Annotated in this window: 21 protein-coding genes; 5 read left to right on the forward strand and 16 right to left on the reverse strand. The window is 46.0% G+C overall.

Translation table 11 applies throughout. The features are described 5' to 3' along the window. Positions 1-34 precede the first annotated feature (34 nt). From ON05_RS02255 to ON05_RS38340, 3 genes are all read right to left on the reverse strand, one after another. Positions 35-916 (reverse strand): M48 family metalloprotease, encoded by an 882-nt coding sequence (locus tag ON05_RS02255; protein ID WP_010478350.1) that lies wholly within the window; start codon positions 914-916, stop codon positions 35-37. Between the two features lie 80 nt (positions 917-996). After that, a complete protein-coding gene (locus tag ON05_RS02260) occupies positions 997-1,356 on the reverse strand; it encodes a DUF1830 domain-containing protein (protein ID WP_010478352.1) in 360 nt (119 codons plus the stop codon). Between the two features lie 161 nt (positions 1,357-1,517). After that, complete coding sequence (locus ON05_RS38340; RefSeq protein WP_010478354.1) at positions 1,518-1,736, reverse strand: DUF2949 domain-containing protein; 219 nt, start codon at positions 1,734-1,736, stop codon at positions 1,518-1,520. 328 nt (positions 1,737-2,064) lie between these two features. Between ON05_RS38340 and ON05_RS02265 the strand changes: the two genes are divergently transcribed. Next, positions 2,065-2,205 carry a photosystem II reaction center protein T gene (locus ON05_RS02265; protein ID WP_010478356.1) on the forward strand — a complete coding sequence of 47 codons (141 nt, stop codon included), beginning with the start codon at positions 2,065-2,067 and terminating at the stop codon, positions 2,203-2,205. 179 nt (positions 2,206-2,384) lie between these two features. On the opposite strand, the gene ON05_RS02270 is transcribed toward ON05_RS02265, so the two are convergent. Beyond that, on the reverse strand, positions 2,385-2,768 hold the full coding sequence (locus ON05_RS02270; protein ID WP_010478358.1) for a Na-translocating system protein MpsC family protein: 384 nt from the start codon (positions 2,766-2,768) through the stop codon (positions 2,385-2,387). A 694-nt stretch (positions 2,769-3,462) separates the two neighbouring features. Here ON05_RS02270 and ON05_RS02275 point away from each other — a divergent pair. Continuing rightward, a complete protein-coding gene (locus ON05_RS02275; protein ID WP_010478360.1) occupies positions 3,463-4,035 on the forward strand; it encodes an SRPBCC family protein in 573 nt (190 codons plus the stop codon). Here the strand turns inward: ON05_RS02275 and ON05_RS02280 are convergent. The 7 genes from ON05_RS02280 to ON05_RS02310 form a co-directional block, all read right to left on the reverse strand. Further along, the gene (locus ON05_RS02280; protein WP_010478361.1) at positions 4,032-4,253 is read right to left on the reverse strand and encodes a hypothetical protein; all 222 of its coding nucleotides are present in this window, start codon (positions 4,251-4,253) and stop codon (positions 4,032-4,034) included. The two genes, ON05_RS02275 and ON05_RS02280, sit on opposite strands and share 4 nt — an antisense overlap. A gap of 135 nt (positions 4,254-4,388) precedes the next feature. Beyond that, positions 4,389-4,862: a DUF2294 domain-containing protein gene (locus ON05_RS02285; RefSeq protein WP_010478363.1), complete on the reverse strand. Its 474-nt coding sequence runs from the start codon at positions 4,860-4,862 to the stop codon at positions 4,389-4,391. Positions 4,863-5,179: 317 nt separating this feature from the next. Continuing rightward, positions 5,180-5,641, reverse strand: coding sequence for a hypothetical protein (locus ON05_RS02290; protein WP_010478366.1), 462 nt, complete (start codon positions 5,639-5,641; stop codon positions 5,180-5,182). Between the two features lie 65 nt (positions 5,642-5,706). After that, positions 5,707-6,156: a CAAD domain-containing protein gene (locus ON05_RS02295; RefSeq protein ID WP_010478367.1), complete on the reverse strand. Its 450-nt coding sequence runs from the start codon at positions 6,154-6,156 to the stop codon at positions 5,707-5,709. Positions 6,157-6,279: 123 nt separating this feature from the next. Continuing rightward, positions 6,280-7,110 (reverse strand): DUF2382 domain-containing protein, encoded by an 831-nt coding sequence (locus ON05_RS02300; protein ID WP_010478369.1) that lies wholly within the window; start codon positions 7,108-7,110, stop codon positions 6,280-6,282. 255 nt (positions 7,111-7,365) lie between these two features. Then, positions 7,366-8,250 carry a PRC and DUF2382 domain-containing protein gene (locus ON05_RS02305; RefSeq protein ID WP_010478371.1) on the reverse strand — a complete coding sequence of 295 codons (885 nt, stop codon included), beginning with the start codon at positions 8,248-8,250 and terminating at the stop codon, positions 7,366-7,368. A gap of 213 nt (positions 8,251-8,463) precedes the next feature. Further along, a complete protein-coding gene (locus ON05_RS02310; RefSeq protein ID WP_010478373.1) occupies positions 8,464-9,366 on the reverse strand; it encodes a hypothetical protein in 903 nt (300 codons plus the stop codon). 213 nt (positions 9,367-9,579) lie between these two features. Between ON05_RS02310 and ON05_RS02315 the strand changes: the two genes are divergently transcribed. The 3 genes from ON05_RS02315 (at position 9,580) to ON05_RS02325 (ending at position 13,016) form a co-directional block, all read left to right on the forward strand. Next, entirely contained in the window at positions 9,580-10,494 is a 915-nt protein-coding gene (locus ON05_RS02315) for a mechanosensitive ion channel family protein (protein ID WP_010478375.1), read from the forward strand. Between the two features lie 206 nt (positions 10,495-10,700). After that, positions 10,701-11,867 (forward strand): mechanosensitive ion channel family protein, encoded by a 1,167-nt coding sequence (locus ON05_RS02320; RefSeq protein WP_236619099.1) that lies wholly within the window; start codon positions 10,701-10,703, stop codon positions 11,865-11,867. A gap of 3 nt (positions 11,868-11,870) precedes the next feature. Continuing rightward, complete coding sequence (locus ON05_RS02325) at positions 11,871-13,016, forward strand: mechanosensitive ion channel family protein (RefSeq protein ID WP_010478379.1); 1,146 nt, start codon at positions 11,871-11,873, stop codon at positions 13,014-13,016. A gap of 14 nt (positions 13,017-13,030) precedes the next feature. On the opposite strand, the gene ON05_RS02330 is transcribed toward ON05_RS02325, so the two are convergent. From ON05_RS02330 to ON05_RS02350, 5 genes are all read right to left on the reverse strand, one after another. Further along, positions 13,031-13,777 carry a hypothetical protein gene (locus ON05_RS02330; protein WP_010478382.1) on the reverse strand — a complete coding sequence of 249 codons (747 nt, stop codon included), beginning with the start codon at positions 13,775-13,777 and terminating at the stop codon, positions 13,031-13,033. A gap of 50 nt (positions 13,778-13,827) precedes the next feature. Next, positions 13,828-14,520, reverse strand: a complete 693-nt coding sequence (locus tag ON05_RS02335) for a hypothetical protein (RefSeq protein WP_010478384.1) — start codon at positions 14,518-14,520, stop codon at positions 13,828-13,830. Between the two features lie 93 nt (positions 14,521-14,613). Continuing rightward, entirely contained in the window at positions 14,614-15,225 is a 612-nt protein-coding gene (locus tag ON05_RS02340; RefSeq protein ID WP_010478386.1) for an HdeD family acid-resistance protein, read from the reverse strand. Between the two features lie 51 nt (positions 15,226-15,276). After that, positions 15,277-15,879 carry a hypothetical protein gene (locus tag ON05_RS02345; RefSeq protein ID WP_262561091.1) on the reverse strand — a complete coding sequence of 201 codons (603 nt, stop codon included), beginning with the start codon at positions 15,877-15,879 and terminating at the stop codon, positions 15,277-15,279. Positions 15,880-15,938: 59 nt separating this feature from the next. After that, positions 15,939-16,127, reverse strand: a complete 189-nt coding sequence (locus tag ON05_RS02350) for a hypothetical protein (RefSeq protein ID WP_010478389.1) — start codon at positions 16,125-16,127, stop codon at positions 15,939-15,941. Positions 16,128-16,213: the final 86 nt, after the last annotated feature.

The raw sequence follows: 16,213 nt of genomic DNA on the forward strand, positions 1-16,213 counted from the left end.
GGTAATGGGCCCAGAGTCTAACCTGGGATGTACCCTAAGCTTTAGCAAATAACTGCCGAGGTTGCTTAGCCATCGCCTGTAAGCGTTGAATCCGTTCTTCGGTGGATGGATGGGTTCGAAAGAGATTTTGCAATCCTTCTCGACTCAGGGGATTAATAATCAGCAAGGGAGACATGGCCGGGTTGCCATTGATGGGAATTTGACGACCTACGGTTTCTAGTTTGTTAAGGGCATTCGCCAAGGCAGTTGGGTTCCCCGTAATTTGGGCTGCCCCTTCATCAGCAGCAAATTCGCGGGTACGTGAAATTGCTAATTGAATAAGGGTGGCAGAGAGGGGAGCCAACACCAAGAGAAACAGCAACACAATTGGATTATTGCCACGGCGATCATCCCGATTGGCAGGGTAATAGAGGCCGCCAAAGCTAAGCATGCGCCCCACAAAAGTGACTGCACCCCCTAAGGTGCCAGCCACAGCCTGAGTAAGGGTATCGCGGTTGCGAATATGAGTGAGTTCGTGGGCAATCACCCCTTCCAGTTCTTTAGTCGAGAGTAGGTCGATAATGCCTTCGGTGACAGCGACAGCAGCATGTTGTGGGTCGCGGCCCGTGGCAAAAGCATTTGGAGATTTTGTGGGAATGATAAACAGTTTGGGCATAGGTAGCTGAGCGCGATCACACAAGCGAGCCACTGTATCGTAAAGTTTGGGGGCATCAGATCGCTGCAGGGGTTGGGCCTGATAAGCAGCCAATGCCGCCTGATCAGAGAAGTACCAGGACCCCAAGGTTGTGACCGCAGAAATCCCCAGGCCTAGATAGAGGCCCTGTTCATTGCCCACGAGGATATAGCTGACTAGAACAATTAGGCCACTCATCAAACCCAGAAGAGCAGCCGTTTTTAGTTGATTAAATGGAAACATGGAGTTTGGATCGAATCAGTTTAAAAGTATTCTTATTTTTTCAAACTCTTGGATGGCAGCACTCTATCCTGGGAGAGAATTTAGCATTTTGAGGCTTGAGGCGATTGGGGGCTGGTCAGTTGGGAGATCAGGCGAGACTGGGATGATTTGAGCGATCGCAGACTCAATGCTTTACAAGGAATTCGATCTGCAATCAGGGTAGTCACAGGTCCAGAAATGACTTCTAATTCTGCGGTAGATAAGGTTTGAAAGGTGGCACATTGGCCTGGAAGAACGACTTTCTCCCAATGCAGATTGGGGAGATTGCTAATCCTAATGATTTGGGGATGCAAGGTGTCATTCCGATACAAACATTCAATGGGATGACTTTTGGGTTTAGTATTTAGTCGAATCGGTTGGCGAGGAGAGTGATGATACCGCGGGGGTTGGGACGGTTGCATAGAGGGAGAGCTAAAACGATGGATGAATGTAGGGGGAAAGAATTCACGGCAGCGATCGCAATACCAATACGGATGATTCCCACAAATATGCAATAAAAGATCGCTTGAGCATAAAAGACAGGACGCCATGATTAGGAAGAGAACATCAATAAGCCGATTTTTTAGCCTAGAAAATCATTGCAAGATACATGATGAGTTTCCAACCATGCAAACATTTCATTTAACTGGTTGAGTGAAACAAGTCCGTACTGCCATAGAGCAATAGATAATCTACAAGGGAAAGCCCCAACCTTTTTGAGCGCGAGTTGAACTGACTCTGGCGGGATATCTAACTCATTTTGTAAATAAGCAATAAACTGATCGATCTTGAGTGATTTCATAATCTAGAAAAAACAAATAGGCTATAAAATCTACCTATTATTCAATAAGAGTTTATTTGGGAAATCATCTATCGCTAGGCAGAGAATTTAATTATTGCTTAATATCTCTTCAATAGATATTTTATTGCTTGCCAATATTAAATTTATCTATTTGAGATAAGCAGAATTTTCATTACATAACTACCTAAAACTGGCTACCTATCTAAAGAAGGATTATCAGATTTCTTGCCTCATCCTTTTGATAGTTTATAATTCGCTAATTTAAGCTTAGATTTGAGTTTAATCGTTCAGTATTTATTAGTTGCAAGTATATTAAGGAGGAAACCTTATGGACGTAATTGCCTATGTATTTATTCTGGCTTGCCTGATTGGTTTATTTTTCTTTGCCGTCTTCTTTAGAGAAAAGCCTACTGTGGATAAAATCCAAAGCCGAAGCTTTCGAGAGTCTTCTCAGGCAACTAGAAAATAGAATCGTAAAAACCAATGCACCGATATATTGTCGGTGCATTGGTTTTATTAATATGTGTTTATAATGACTTCTCAAATACCCTTGGGTACTAAGGCGCCAATTCGGTCAGGGAAGTCGTTTTTTTCGATAACTGAGCATTAATTAAGAATGTCCAGTCTCACCTGGACATTCTTAATTATTTAGGAAGCTCTCCTGGATGCCTCCATATTGGGACTGTGACTTAATACAGCAACTACAGCGGTACTACCTGTCTTTTCCATCTTAATGCTCCCAATATCCAATACATTAACATCAAGGCACTCTTGAATAATGGTCTTTAACTCAGGCAAGAATGCCTCTTCAAGATCCGAGCGGACATGGGCAGCTACAAGATTTTCATTGTTTCTTAGCAAAAATCTCTCTAGTTTAGTTGCCGATTCTTCTATGATGATTGTGAGTTGAGTATCCGTAATCTTGCATGATATTTTCTTGGGATTATGCCCTAGGGTTGCGCGATAGTGCTTGCGAATACGCTGACCTAGAAAACGTTCGAATTGGCCGATTGTGAGTGAATGATCTGACATGGTTCTCCGTTGGGTAAGACCGCTACCAACAAGCCGAACCAATCTATGAATTCGAGTTGAATCTAGTTGTGACGTATGCTAATTCGCACCGAGACAACCAAAACAGCTCAAAGACAGTACGAATTTGCGAGTTGCTGGTAACGGTGCTTAAATTGATTCCCATAAAAAGATAATAGGCAAAAAAGAACTATTTTAGCAGTTAGGAATTTTCCGTAGCTTAGTGGGGAGCGGTAAACCCCAGTATCCGTTCTAACGGGAAAGGTTGAACGTTTGCTGCGGATTTCTCCGTCAAGGAAATCAATCAAGCTTTTTATAACTACACCATTTAGAATAATATTTAGCCTCTTTCAGGCGTAACTACCTATCGAATGAGTCAAACCAACAGAATACTCCTCCTGTAGATAGAGTAGTAAAATCTTCAAAAGAAAATCGACCGCGTGATGGTGCATTATATCTCGTGACGACAGTCCCATCTTTCCGAAAGCATGGTGCGCTCAAATTAAAGAATATTTTGTAGCACTTGTGTGCGTGCAAGCGAACTTTGCCACAATCTATATCTGGAGAATGAGGTGAAATCAGTGTGTGGTTCTTAAAGTGGAAGACCAGCAGCAAATAAGTAACTCTTCCTATATTCGATAGATTGAATCTTTAATGCTGCTTTGTGATCTTTAAGTGTTGGAAGCATTTTGCCATAATGACCCCTCAATTTTTCGCACCAAAACCTTTAAGCGAGCTGATACATAAATTACCTAAAACTGATCAAGATGATCTAGAGCAGGGACAGGTGGTTATCTCGGGTTCTGCGGGAGAGTATGTTGCCAGAACCGTGCTACAAGCTTCACCACAGGCGGCCTGGGAAGTACTGACGGACTACGACAACTTTTCCAGCTTTTTACCTAATGTGACTGACACCCAGGTGTTGGACCAAACAGGACCCAAGACAGTCGTGGAGCAAACCAACACTTGTCAGATTTTGCTAGCTAACATTGAATCAACGGTTCTGACCGAAAATGTGGCAACAGATGCTGGCAGGATAAAATTTCGCTTATTAGATGGCGATTTGGATCAGTTAGACGGATATTGGCAGATCTTTCCCTTGTCGAATCCCGCCGATCATATTCTGCTTGTACAAGTTGTCACTGCTGAAGCGAACATTGGCATCCTAAACGGAGGATTCTATGACATTTTTGAAGGAACCCTGCGAAACAATCTGGAGGCCATTCATTCCGAAATTAATCGAAGAGTATCGACCGATCAGATTGCCTAGGAATTAGATTGCTCGAAGCGATAGTCAGCATTAAGCCAGCACTGGGGCAAGGATTCTCCAGAGGGAAAACTCAGTTTAGCTTTGTCAAAATTAGTGGGAGGCTGTTCTTCCTCTCCTGCCTGAAGTCGCCCCTTGACTTGGCTGCGAACAGGGTTTGCCAAATCCTCCACCTGAGTAATTTTAACCAATGCCCCTGTTTGCAAATCCTTCAAAAACATAAATTTCCTCTCCATAAACTGCATAAATACATCCTACGGAGAGACCGACTCACTCAGGATCTAACTTTGGGATGAACGTTGATCTCACCCCTTCGATAGATTTAATTTGGGTTCTGCTGGTTACTGTCTAGCGTTTCAATCGCCCAGAATAGGCTTACGCTTGGATGTGGATTTGGGAATAGACTCTGGGTTGCGGACTGCTGGTGACTGCGCTAAGACAGCAACTACCCCCGTACATTTTTCCGCCAACGTCGTATCGCAAAACAACACCAGAACCTTCGTTCCTAGAATTTTTTCTAGAAGTACAGATAATTGGGGCCGTAAAAACTTGTGAATTGCTTGCCGAGCCATCTGTGCGGTCGCTGCTTTGTCCCTTGTGACTAAGAACTGCTCTGGTAAAGTCACTGAGTCCTCAATGACGATAGCCACACTGTTGCTGAACAGCTGGCACGTGATGCGTTGCGGTCGATGGGACAGGTGCCGAAACCAGAAGGACTGGATCCCTTGGACGATAGCCCGCTCCTGTTCTCCACAGGTTAGCAAATGGGAATCAGCAGAGTTATTGGACTGACGAGTTTCCTCTATCAAAGGGGATGCAGGCTTAGCCATACTATTTTTTAAGTTTGGGATGTTATTAAAGGTTGGTAACGATGAGAGGCAATTATTCGTAGATGGTTAATAGTTAATTCTGCTAACTAAATTTTATCTTTTCGTTAAATAACGTGACAATTATTCAGACGCCATGTTCCTACATAGAAAAATCCCTCAAACTTATGACAAGAAGGGATTTCGTGTCCTTAATAAGAATAATCTGCTCGTAAATTCTTCAGCTTTTTTTTAATTTTTTAGCGCATCAATGCATCATGAGCATCGCTCCCCTGATCTCTGATCCAGACCATCAAGGGAGCTTACTTAGAATCTGCCCACTAGAGATCGTCTAAAACATTTTCGGCTTTTTCCTGCAAAGTCTCACCCAATTCCTCGGCGGAATCTTGGACTTGGCCGATATCTTTCTGGGCGCGCTTTTTGGTTCTCAAGGCAGCCTCTTCAAACTTTTGGGTATCGGTACTTGCTTTGCGCTTGGCAGTCTTAACCACCCCTGACGTGGCATCCTGGATGTCCGTCGTTACATTAGTCACGGTACGGGTGAGCTGCTTATCTAGTTGTCCTTTAGTTTTGGCAAAATCTCCAGCTTTATTCTGAGTGGCTGCCATACTCTGGCGGCTCACTGTAGCCAAGGAAGGGCGTAGGGCAGGAGCAGTTTGGAGCTGGAAGTCTGCTAGAACAGGTGCGCTCAGCATTCCTAGCTCGGCTATGATGAGGGTCAAAACTAACAGTAGATTGGCGAGTAGTTTGGCCAGTTTGATTTGAATACGAGAGCGATTCATAATGTTCTTCTCCATGTTAGGGGTGGAATTGATGGGATTGGTAGCGGGGAAAGGCGAGCTAAACGTTACTCTGCCTCGAGATGCACCGTTGCATCACCAATCACGCGTCTTTTCAGACGACGATACGCTTGAATTAATTCTTGGCGAGTTTCGGCATATCTTAGGTATCGCCAGGCAAACCATCCAGCGTATCCCAAGCCAGTTATTTCCAGTAAAGGTTTAACGAGAGGGATAGCATTAAGGACATTGAGGATACCGTTTGCGATCGCAAGTCCCAGCAACCCCGCCAAAGCCATTCCTAGCGCTATTAAAGGTTTTTGGTAAATCTCAAACACCTCCTGGGCTTGCCTCGACACCTGATCTATGTAGTAGTGAAGCTTAACGCCAAAGCCTTGCACTCCTTCAGTTACTGAGGGATCTGCTGAGGGCAGTCGCCGGGACAAGGAATCCGTGGTCACTTCTTCAGCAGATTCTACTTCTGCAACGGTGGCAGTGGTTTCTAGTTCGGTACTCATTGCACTGTTCCTCCTAATAAAAACTCGATCATTGCTGTGGTAAAGCTGGAATAGGGATACCCTGCCCCTAGAGACAGGGAAACTCACTTAAGATATAGGAGCCCCAGAGGGCTAATTAGAGCGTTAGCGATTATTCAATTCCTTCGAATCATTGATGTCTAGCTCTTCCCGTCGAACCGTTTCTTTCGCATCAACGGTGCTTCGATCGACTTCTTTCCGCACACTGACTTTTTCACGCACAAAGGCTTGCTTCTCAATGTCTGCCGTTTCCTCATGGACTGCAATTCGAGCCACTTCTCCTTCTTGAAACGTTGCTTCGCCAGGTGCGACCGCTTGAGGGTTAGTGGCGGGTGTTCGTTCAATCACGACCCGTTCTTTCTCAACAGGAACAGAGACCTCTGCCGTATCAGTGGTGACCCGCTTGCCCACGGTAACCTCGTCCGTTTGATGTCGTTCTTTGCGAGCAATCAACCTTTCCTCATAGAGTTTAATCTGCTGGTGGTCAGACTCTGAGGGGTTGTAAAGGTCGGGATCATGTTCTCCATAGCGATAGGAATGCTGATCGTATGTCTTAGCTGGCCCTATGATGCCTGCAGGCCGATAAGCTTTACGAACTCGTTCTTCGTAGTCGAAGTCGACGGTCATATCATCTTCATAGTCAGGCATATTTTCCAACTGCTCTTTGCTAGTCAAGCCAATGGCATGGATGCGTTCCAGGCTTGGACCAAATCGACATCGCCCAAACGGGACCAACACTTTTTTGCCAAAAATCCAAAAACCAGTATCAACGACGAGGTAGCGCATGCGGCCAGTTTCGTCAATTAAAACATCATGGACAGACCCTACTTTGTCCTCTGTCGCTCCTGCATAGACATCTAAACCTTTAATATCTTTTCCTCCAAAAGCACTATTTCGATAGTCTGGATCAAAATCGTAAAGTTTATAAAGTGCCATAAATTTAATCCTCCAAGCTCTGAAAAATACGTCACTTTAAAACATATTTTTTTTTAATATTTTTATCGTCCTTCTTAGGGAAGATCTTTCTTCTAGGAAGGATAGAAATTGAATCAATAAAGATGGTGTTGCATTCAATAAGAGGAATCAATTGATGCGACCCACCCATGCGAGTCATCACCAAAGAAACCGCACCCAGGCACTGATATCGATTTTTGCAGATATGGCTATCTTTCTTGCCCAAGGGAAGAGGAACTAAGCGCTTGAGTTTTTATGGGTTTGAATATCAAGCGTTTCGCGACGGACCGTATCTTGAAAATGAACGACACTCTGTTCAACTTCCTTTCTGATATTGATGTCCTGATGCACTGATGCTTGCGTATCTCCAACGGCTACTTCCTGATAAATATCCAGCCGAGCAACTTCTCCATCTTGAAGTGGTGTTTCACTGACGATGAGACGAGTGGATGCATTGCTTAAAGTGGTGATTTCAATGACGATTTTCTCCTTTGCCACCGGAACGGATACATCATCAATATCTGAAATGATTTTCTTTTGAATTGATATTTCGCCTGATTTTATCCGATGTTTTTCCCCAACTAACTTTTCTGTATAAAGTTGTAGCGAAACATAGTCATCAGAAGATTGCTCAGACAAAACATCTACATCTGTAAATTCAGATGAACATCTGGCTGTAGAAGGGGGAAGTTTGGGTAGCACAGAGGAGTCAGAGGAATTATCTTCTGACTCCTCTACTGTTGCAATGGACTCTCGCAGCAAAGCTCTGTAGGCGGCAATCACTTTCTTCTCGTAGTAGGGATCGACTATAGCACTGTTGTCATAAGTCGGGATGGAGTTTATTTGCTCTTTTTCTTCAAAGATCGAGGTGCTCACATAATGCTCGTCGAAATTGATTCGACAATAAGCAATGGGGAGCAATATTCTTTTTTTAGGAAACCAAAAGCCACTATCAATCACTAGATAGTGGATGGTTCTCGTTTCATCTAAGAGGAGAGAATGAACCCAACCAATTTTTTCGCCAGTTTGCCCAATACAAACATCGATTCCTTTTATATCTCTACCACCAAACAGTGCCTCTCGATAGTGAGGCACTAATACTTCTAGCTTATACAGAGCCACCGCCCTAATCTCCAATTTCTAACTCAGAACGTGTTTCACTGAAGTTCTTCGCTGAGGGTTGAACTTAAACAATATAATCCTGAGCTATTTTAGGTAGACTCATTGGGCAGTTCGACACAACGGTCGAGACTGACAACTGGGTTCAAACCAGCAACATTGAGATCTTATTGTTTGGGCACAACTGCATTGAGACACAACCCACAACCCCTACCCTTACTTTATGAAGGCCTGGCCCTGACGAATATAGGTTTGAACGTTGCGAATCGCTTGTGATGCATAGGAATCTCCAGGACGCTCATTGAGGGCCTTCTGGAATCGGCGCAACGCCTGCTGGTAAGCCCCTCTCTCCGTCGCATCATAACCAAGGCGCATATAGCGGTCGTAGGCTGATTCAGCAGCAGCGGTTTCCTGTTCTCGCTTCCCTCCCTTAAGAACATCTACTGCATTCCAGTAAGCGAGGGTGGCTTGTCTGTCGTTGGGGCGAAAGTTGAGCGCACTCCTAAAGTGATCGGCGGCAGTTCGGTGGTCTTGGCGCTGAGCTGCTGCGTAACCAAGGCGCATATATCGATCGTAGGGAAGTTCTCCCGGATAAAAATTTGGAATTGTGACTTGTGCTGCTGGCGCTTTCCCTTGACCTCGCTGAATATAGGTTTTAACGTTGCGGGCTGCTTGGGTGGCAAAGTAGTCATTGGGACGCTCAGCTAAAGCCCGTTCAAAATTAATCAGTGCCGTTTGGTAGTCTCCTGACTCCGTGGCATCGTAGCCAATTTCCATATAGCGATCGTAGGCACTTTCGGGTTGAGCGGTATTGTTTCCCTCTGCCCGCTTAGTAATGGCATCGCGACTGTTCCAATAGGCAATGGTGGCATCGCGATCGCGCGGCTTCTCAAACAGGGCATTGCGAAAATAGAACGCGGCTGTTTGGTAATCATCTCGTTGGGCAGCCGCGTACCCTATGCGCATGTAGTAGTCATAGGTTGATTCACCGGAGCGCAGCGTTTCGGTGGTGGATAGGGGAACAGGGGTCGGAGCCTGGGCTTGAGCAGGGGATGCGATGGGCATCAAGGTCAGGGCAAATAGGGTAGGAATAGCAGAGATAAGGGTCGTTACTTTCATAAACACCTCACTAATGTTGGGCCAGTGAAGATTTTTCTTCACCCCCAATATCTCAGAGGTTTAGGCTTGAAACCTCTATCCTACGTTTGGTCTTGGGTGGTGCTCTGGTCTGTCTGAAGGAAGATTCTCTCTCAAGAGAGAGGTTATATCCGCGTTGTTATGACTAAGTTGAATGGATATCGCTCTCAACTCAACCGTTGCAATAAGCCGTTTATGAATACAAATCTGTCGATTGCTTGGTCGAAGGTTCAGGTGATGCTGAACCGCTTTATTGCCCTGCTCCCTAACATTGCTTTGGCTTTGTTTGTATTTGCTGGCTTTCTGGTGGTCAGTCGGATCGTGAAGGATTTGCTGCAGTATGTGGTTCGCGATCGCATCCATACCCAAAACCTCAAGGTCGTCCTGGGACGCTTGGTTCAGGGTGCGGTTATTCTGGTTGGGGCATTTATAGCCTTGTCCATTGTCATGCCGTCCCTCAAGGCAGATGATCTCGTGCAGCTCTTTGGAGTAAGCGGAGTTGCCATTGGCTTTGCCTTCCGGGATATTTTGCAAAACTTTTTGTCAGGGGTGCTGATTCTGCTGACGCAGCCGTTTCAAATTGATGACCAAATCGTATATCAGGACTACGAAGGGACGGTTGAAGAGATTCAAACGCGAGCGACAACGATTCGGACCTATGACAATCGCCGTATTGTGATTCCCAACTCAGAACTTTTTACAAATTCCGTCCTGGTGAATACCGCCTTTGAAAAGCGCCGCCTCCAGTACGATATCGGGATTCACTATGATGCAGATATCGACCAAGCCAGTCAACTGATTTTGGCGGCAATGCAGGAAACAGAAGGAGTGCTTGCAGATCCAGCCCCGGAAGTACTGGTGGTGGACTTAGCCCCTAGCACTGTTAATCTACGGGCACGGTGGTGGATGGACCCGCCCCGTCGTGCAGACGTTCTAGAGATGACGAGTCAAATCCTCAAAGCGATCAAGAATAAACTGATGGCCCAGGGGATTGATTTACCTTATCCCACCCAGCAAATTCTAATGCAGGATCAGGCTAACCTCACCCATGACGGTCATGACATGACCAGCAGCCCTAGCAACTCCAAAATTATTCAAACCCCTACCTAAGACCGGACGCTCTGGCTCTCTAGGAACGCCATCGTCTCCATTCATGTTCAGCAGCCATTGCATTCGACCGACGCCTGGAGTTAAGACCCGTCGCTGAGCACCGATCTTCGAACCATCCCTTAGACTGGCAGTGAGACCCTGAAGCGCGCTGGGATCTTAGCGCTGAACGTAGTACGAACTGAATTGGACTGGGAGTAACTCGATTGATGGCACAGTGGCTAAGGGTAATGGGAGGTGAGATTGCACAGACGGCTCCCCGTAAGTTTGTCCGCGTTATTGGCGTCCCACAAACCCTAGAGGCAGGGCCGATGGTGTTTCTCAGTATTCTCACGGCAGTTACAATCCTATTGATCATTGGCATGTCCTATCTGAAGTTGCCGCAAGTGACTCGCTTGATCGTCCAGCGGTTCTCTTCGACGGAAGCCCAAAGTGTCTATCAAAACGTAATTGCCCCCCAGAAAAATTGGCTGCTGTGGACGGTTCTGTTAACCTTCGCCGATGGAATTATTCTAGTAATGACCCGGGCTTATGGACTTCAGGTTCTTGAATTTCCCCTGGGATTGCTAGTCGCCCTTAACATTATTTTTCTCGGTTTTACGCTATTTAATGAATTGTTTGACCGATATCTTCTAGAAATTGCCCTAAAGGACCAGGCCAAAATTAATACCGAGCTACTCACTTTGGCCAAGTTTGTCTCCAATGCAGCCATTGTTCTGGTGATTGTTTTTATCTTCGCTACGGCGCATCAAATAAACATCTTTGGATTAACAGCCAGTTTGGGGGTGGGTAGTATTGCGATCGCATTTGCCTCCCAAAAAGTGTTGGAGCAAATTCTATGGAGTATTGCCCTCTATATCGATCGGCCTTTTGTGGTGGATGACTATGTTCACTTGCCCGATCGGACCCTGGGACGGGTAGAATCCATCGGCTGGCGCTCCACCAAAATCAGGCTGTCCGGTAAAAATACCTTGGTGATTATTCCCAACAGCAATCTTGCCCAAACCAGTATTGAAAATTTAACCCGAGCGAGGCGCGTGATTTCTATCGTAGAACTCACCTTCTTCCGCAACATCCCGGATGAAGAACAAGCGTTGGTGGAACAGCTAGTCCTTGACAGCACCCGAGATATCCTGGGCATCGATCATCGTCTCACCCAGGTCACCTTTGAAGATATCACCCAAACCCTGAGGGAAGGGGTCGTCCAGGCCCAAATCATCTTTTTTATCTTGGGGGCGGCAGAGAACTCCATGGAGCTGCGGCGGAATCTACTAGAGATTGCTCAGGATAACATTGTGGATCGTCTCCAAGAGTACGGGATTGCCTTCAACTTAGAAGAAAAAACCCTCGATATTTCTCAACCCATGAATCTTTAACCTATGGCAGACCTTACCCGCATCCTCCTAGAAGCCTTTGAAGTGGACGGTAGCCTACGGGAATTTTTAATAGAACTGGGGCTTAGAGTAGGGTTATTTGCCGTTGGTGTTGTCCTTTCCCCCCTTGTAGGTCGCATATTGCCCTTCTTGATTTGGTGGCTACTGAGACTGATCAATCGCTTTATTCCCTTAGGCATTTCGAAAACCTATGGAGAATTTATTCGGCCCGTTCGCAACTCTCTGATTACCACGGGAACCTTTGGTTTTATTGCTTTATGCGCTAACTTGCTACGGCGGTATGAAGGGTTTTATAAGTTTTTGGGATTGTTTATTTATCTGGCTTTAGCCATCAGTATGGCCTGGTTAGCCTCTCGATTGGCCCAGCGAGTGATTCGCTTGTACGTGGTGAATTTGGTACAGCGCCTGGGAGTTGAAGTGAATGAGCTGGTGTTGATTATTGAAACCTTAGTCAATATCCTGATTGTGTTGTTCTCAGTGGTGATTTTTGCTCAGGGATTGGAGCTAAACTTGTTGGCTCTATCCGCCAGCATTGGACTAGGAGGGGTAGGGGTGGCGTTTGCTGCCAAGGAAGCCCTAGAACAACTGGTCGGTACGATTGAGCTGTACTTGGACCGCCCTTATCTGCCGGGGGAGTATATCCGCGTTAACTTCAATCCCCACAATGAAGATGTCTATGGTCGGATTGAATCCATTGGCCTCCGTTCCACCAAAATTCGCACAGTTGCTCGGAATACGGTCTATGTTGTACCAAACGCGATTATGGCCAATAAAGAAATTGAAAATATTACTCGGGGTAAAAAGGTGATGGCCATGCTGTTTCTCAACTTTCCTCAGGTTTTGAAAACCAGTGAGGAGGCTTTGGTCAAGCGCATTGTTGTGGAAAGTATCGATAATTTTGGTGGTGTGGACAAGTCCAGTACGAGAGTTCGGTTCTCCCAGACTGAGGAAAAGAATACTCGGGCGCGAGTGAATTTTTTTATTATGGGGTCTAGCGAAGATTCTCTACGACTCAGAAAGCTGTTAATCGAGTTGGCCAACGAAACGATCAGCACAGAACTGCTAGCGTATGGACTGCGCTTTACGATGCCGGAACCAATGGTTTATATTGATTCACCGATGACTATCTAACGCTTCAATCTAACTCAATGCGAGCTTGAAATCGAGGGATTTTGGAGACGGCGGGTGACCAGGGTGTAGGAGTAGCGCTGCTTGTTATCCCGGCGTGTTTTCACCAATCGAAAATCATTATCGATGTAAAGATGCTCAAATTTAGGTTGGGCTTGAAAAGCTGTTTGCAGCTTTTTTGTAGTGCTTTTGTCGATGGACCGATCAATAGTTTGCGTTTCTGGTTGATGGGATAACCTCGCCACAACCTCTGTAAACCAGTCATCGGCACGTTGAGGGGTCAGCATCTGGGTCCGACATCGCAGGGTTTGCTTGATGGCAATATTTTGGATATCCCATTGATGGTTGCGTACAGCGAACTTCTGGATAACCATCAAGTCAAGGGCAACTAGCAGGTTGGAAATCCGCTGCCAAAGCTTGGAGTGGCCGGGGGCATAGCGGGCAATGTTGGCATAGAATCCGTCGTCATGAAAGATTTGGTAAGACTGATTTTTAATTCGACCAGGCAAAGTATCTTGGTAGGGAATGGTGGTCCAGATCGGCGTCCAAGTGCCCAGCATGACGGGCACTTGATCTTCAGGTTGAAGGAGAGGATTCCGTAATCTGAGTTCTTGAAAGATGGTCGTTAACGCATGATCTGTCGAGTCGACCCTTTGCTTGAGGGAGTAACCCGCTTGAGCGGTAAGGATCTCTTGCAGGTGACACTTGAGTGCTTCGGTACTATGTTGTTTGAGATTGGTACTCAAGATAGTTGGGGATGACATGGTTAGGAAAGCCCCTGTGGGCCTTATGCGGAACCACAGGGAAAGATCAATTATTGGATGGGACCGTTGTAGTTGACGGTGACAGTGTTATTCCGAGTCACAGTAATGATGGATTGCACCGCAGGGGTTGAAGCATCAGGAGGGCTGCCAGTAAAGGTAAAGGTGACACTACCATCGGCATTCTTTGCATAGGGGGTGTTCTCAGTCCGACCAAACATAGAAGACTCGGGACGGTAGTCCTCTAAGCCCCCATTGAGTTCGACCGCAGTCTGACGTGCAAGATTCTGAGCCCGGATCAAAAACGTGTCTCCACCAATCCCAGATTCAGGAGATTTTTGCGGAACTGGCTCACCGATGTTGGCTGCTCGAATGGGACCGTTATAGTCCACTACTACGGAATTATTGGGAGCAACTGTGACCACCGTTTCTTGGGTGGGAACCGCATACCCCACAGCGCCACCCTGAATAATAAAAGTGATAGTGCCATTGTCATTTTGAATATGGGGTGACTCAATGGCAGGACCAAATGCAGCAGAGGCTGGACGATAGTTGGATAACCCACCATTCACTTTGATGGCTGCTTGGCGTGCTAAATTTTGCGCCCGCCCTAGAAAGAGTGGATCTATAATTTCATAGTTGGGTTTGATGGTCGCTGCCACTGGGGGTTGGGCACGGGCAACTACTGGAAGCAGGGGGAGGGTCGCTAAAGTTGTTACCGTTAGAAGTTTGGAAAGTTTTTTCATCAATAACCTCCGATTTGTATCAGTAAAAATTTGCATGGCAAACTGAGCCAGTCTCAGTGGGGTGAGGCTGCAGTTTGATGTTTAGATTTTGGGTTAAAACTCTTGATCTAGACTGCGTTCGATTTGGAGTTTAAGTTTTTGTCTACGCCACCGCTTTAGTCGGAAGGCTAAAACGATTAGCAGTATGCCTAATGCGATCGCATAGGCACCCACCAACCACAACATCGCAGTTGCGCCGGCCACAGGACGAAGCGCCAATAACAAGCCAAATAGGGCCGATGCAATTCCTACTGACAGAAGTAACCACTCATTATCAATGTCTCGGCGCAGTCGCAGGGCAACTCCGATTTGAAAAATTCCAGTTAAAATGGCCCAAACTGCCACCAGTAGTAGCAGAAAGAGCCCTGTTGTCTCAGGACGAAAGAGGGTTAATAGCCCTAAACCAACTCCTAGAAAGCCTTCCAAAATAATCATCCAGTTACCTTCCACCATTCGCCCCTGGAGGGCAATCAGTAAGAGTAGGCAACCGCTAAACAGAGAAAAAATACCAAATAGGGTTAGGAGAATTGCCAAGGAAATACCGGGCCAAATCATGATGGCTAGACCAAAGAGAATGGCAAGCAAGCCCCGCAGAGCCGTCATCCACCATCTGTCGGCGAGAAATAGGCTAATCGTGATAGTTTTATTGCTGTAAAACGGGGCCATTACCTTAAATTCCTATTCAGAGCTGTTCTTGAAATGAGATGAGGGAGCAATCTAGCCCGCTTGTTCCCCATACAGAACACGGCCTGAATCGAGCTGAGACGCAATTTGAGTACGGTCACTGATGAACGTATATTGCTCGTTAAAAACCTTGGTCGGACGTTCCCCCACGATGTAATGGCGAACAGGCATGTCCGGGGCATTGAGCACCACTCGGTCCGAGACACGAACAGATTTTTTTGGCGCATTGGGGTCTGTCTCATTTAACTCAGACACAACCCAGAGCTGATCATTGACAACTGCAACATTGCGAATATCTAAGGTATATCCCCCAGATGGAACTTCAACTTCCGTCGTGATCGTTCGCTCTTCTCGATCGGTACCAGGGACATCAACATCAATATAGGGAACTTTTACAGTCTCTTCTTCTTGAATGACGACTACTTTAGGAACGGTAACCGTCCGCTCTGTGACCCCAATATTAACGTCTGGACCTTTGATATCATATTCAGGAAGTTGGCCTGGATCGACATCGACATCGACATCTGGAAGCTGTGCGGCTTGCTCTTTCTCAATTTGGCAAGAAGAGAGTGGAATGAGCAGTAGTAAAAGTGCCAGCGGCATCAATTTTTTTCGGTTTTTTTGTGGGAATTTCATTGTGGAAGATCTCCAATATCGAATTAGCTTTTCTATAGAAACTTAGTTACTGGAATCTGTTATTGGGTTTGATGACCAGTCGCAGTAATTATCTGCTGGAAGGTTTCTTTAGAAGCCTCAGAGTGAATGACGACCAATTGTTGATCGACATCAATATTGATCGTGGCTGCAGGCTCTGCAGCTAATAATGTTTGTTTGAGGGCTTGGGCCTCAACAGACCGTTTGAGGGTGGGAACGTAAAATTCCATAGGAATTTTGCCTCCTTTATTTGGAAGTCAATGGGAAATAGAACTGTAAATCAGCAGGGGGAGTGGAACTTAACCCCTCAGCCCGT

The sequence above is a fragment of the Acaryochloris sp. CCMEE 5410 genome, assembly GCF_000238775.2.
Classification (GTDB): Bacteria; Cyanobacteriota; Cyanobacteriia; order Thermosynechococcales; family Thermosynechococcaceae; genus Acaryochloris.

Excerpts from the sequence above, each read along its gene's own strand:
- ON05_RS02255 (WP_010478350.1), bottom strand. The coding sequence starts at position 916 with ATGTTTCCATTTAATCAACTAAAAACGGCTGCTCTTCTGGGTTTGATG.
- ON05_RS02260 (WP_010478352.1), bottom strand. The coding sequence starts at position 1,356 with ATGCAACCGTCCCAACCCCCGCGGTATCATCACTCTCCTCGCCAACCG.
- ON05_RS38340 (WP_010478354.1), bottom strand. The coding sequence starts at position 1,736 with ATGAAATCACTCAAGATCGATCAGTTTATTGCTTATTTACAAAATGAG.
- ON05_RS02265 (WP_010478356.1), top strand. The coding sequence starts at position 2,065 with ATGGACGTAATTGCCTATGTATTTATTCTGGCTTGCCTGATTGGTTTA.
- ON05_RS02270 (WP_010478358.1), bottom strand. The coding sequence starts at position 2,768 with ATGTCAGATCATTCACTCACAATCGGCCAATTCGAACGTTTTCTAGGT.
- ON05_RS02275 (WP_010478360.1), top strand. The coding sequence starts at position 3,463 with ATGACCCCTCAATTTTTCGCACCAAAACCTTTAAGCGAGCTGATACAT.
- ON05_RS02280 (WP_010478361.1), bottom strand. The coding sequence starts at position 4,253 with ATGTTTTTGAAGGATTTGCAAACAGGGGCATTGGTTAAAATTACTCAG.
- ON05_RS02285 (WP_010478363.1), bottom strand. The coding sequence starts at position 4,862 with ATGGCTAAGCCTGCATCCCCTTTGATAGAGGAAACTCGTCAGTCCAAT.
- ON05_RS02290 (WP_010478366.1), bottom strand. The coding sequence starts at position 5,641 with ATGAATCGCTCTCGTATTCAAATCAAACTGGCCAAACTACTCGCCAAT.
- ON05_RS02295 (WP_010478367.1), bottom strand. The coding sequence starts at position 6,156 with ATGAGTACCGAACTAGAAACCACTGCCACCGTTGCAGAAGTAGAATCT.
- ON05_RS02300 (WP_010478369.1), bottom strand. The coding sequence starts at position 7,110 with ATGGCACTTTATAAACTTTACGATTTTGATCCAGACTATCGAAATAGT.
- ON05_RS02310 (WP_010478373.1), bottom strand. The coding sequence starts at position 9,366 with ATGAAAGTAACGACCCTTATCTCTGCTATTCCTACCCTATTTGCCCTG.
- ON05_RS02315 (WP_010478375.1), top strand. The coding sequence starts at position 9,580 with ATGAATACAAATCTGTCGATTGCTTGGTCGAAGGTTCAGGTGATGCTG.
- ON05_RS02320 (WP_236619099.1), top strand. The coding sequence starts at position 10,701 with ATGGCACAGTGGCTAAGGGTAATGGGAGGTGAGATTGCACAGACGGCT.
- ON05_RS02325 (WP_010478379.1), top strand. The coding sequence starts at position 11,871 with ATGGCAGACCTTACCCGCATCCTCCTAGAAGCCTTTGAAGTGGACGGT.
- ON05_RS02330 (WP_010478382.1), bottom strand. The coding sequence starts at position 13,777 with ATGTCATCCCCAACTATCTTGAGTACCAATCTCAAACAACATAGTACC.
- ON05_RS02335 (WP_010478384.1), bottom strand. The coding sequence starts at position 14,520 with ATGAAAAAACTTTCCAAACTTCTAACGGTAACAACTTTAGCGACCCTC.
- ON05_RS02340 (WP_010478386.1), bottom strand. The coding sequence starts at position 15,225 with ATGGCCCCGTTTTACAGCAATAAAACTATCACGATTAGCCTATTTCTC.
- ON05_RS02345 (WP_262561091.1), bottom strand. The coding sequence starts at position 15,879 with ATGAAATTCCCACAAAAAAACCGAAAAAAATTGATGCCGCTGGCACTT.
- ON05_RS02350 (WP_010478389.1), bottom strand. The coding sequence starts at position 16,127 with ATGGAATTTTACGTTCCCACCCTCAAACGGTCTGTTGAGGCCCAAGCC.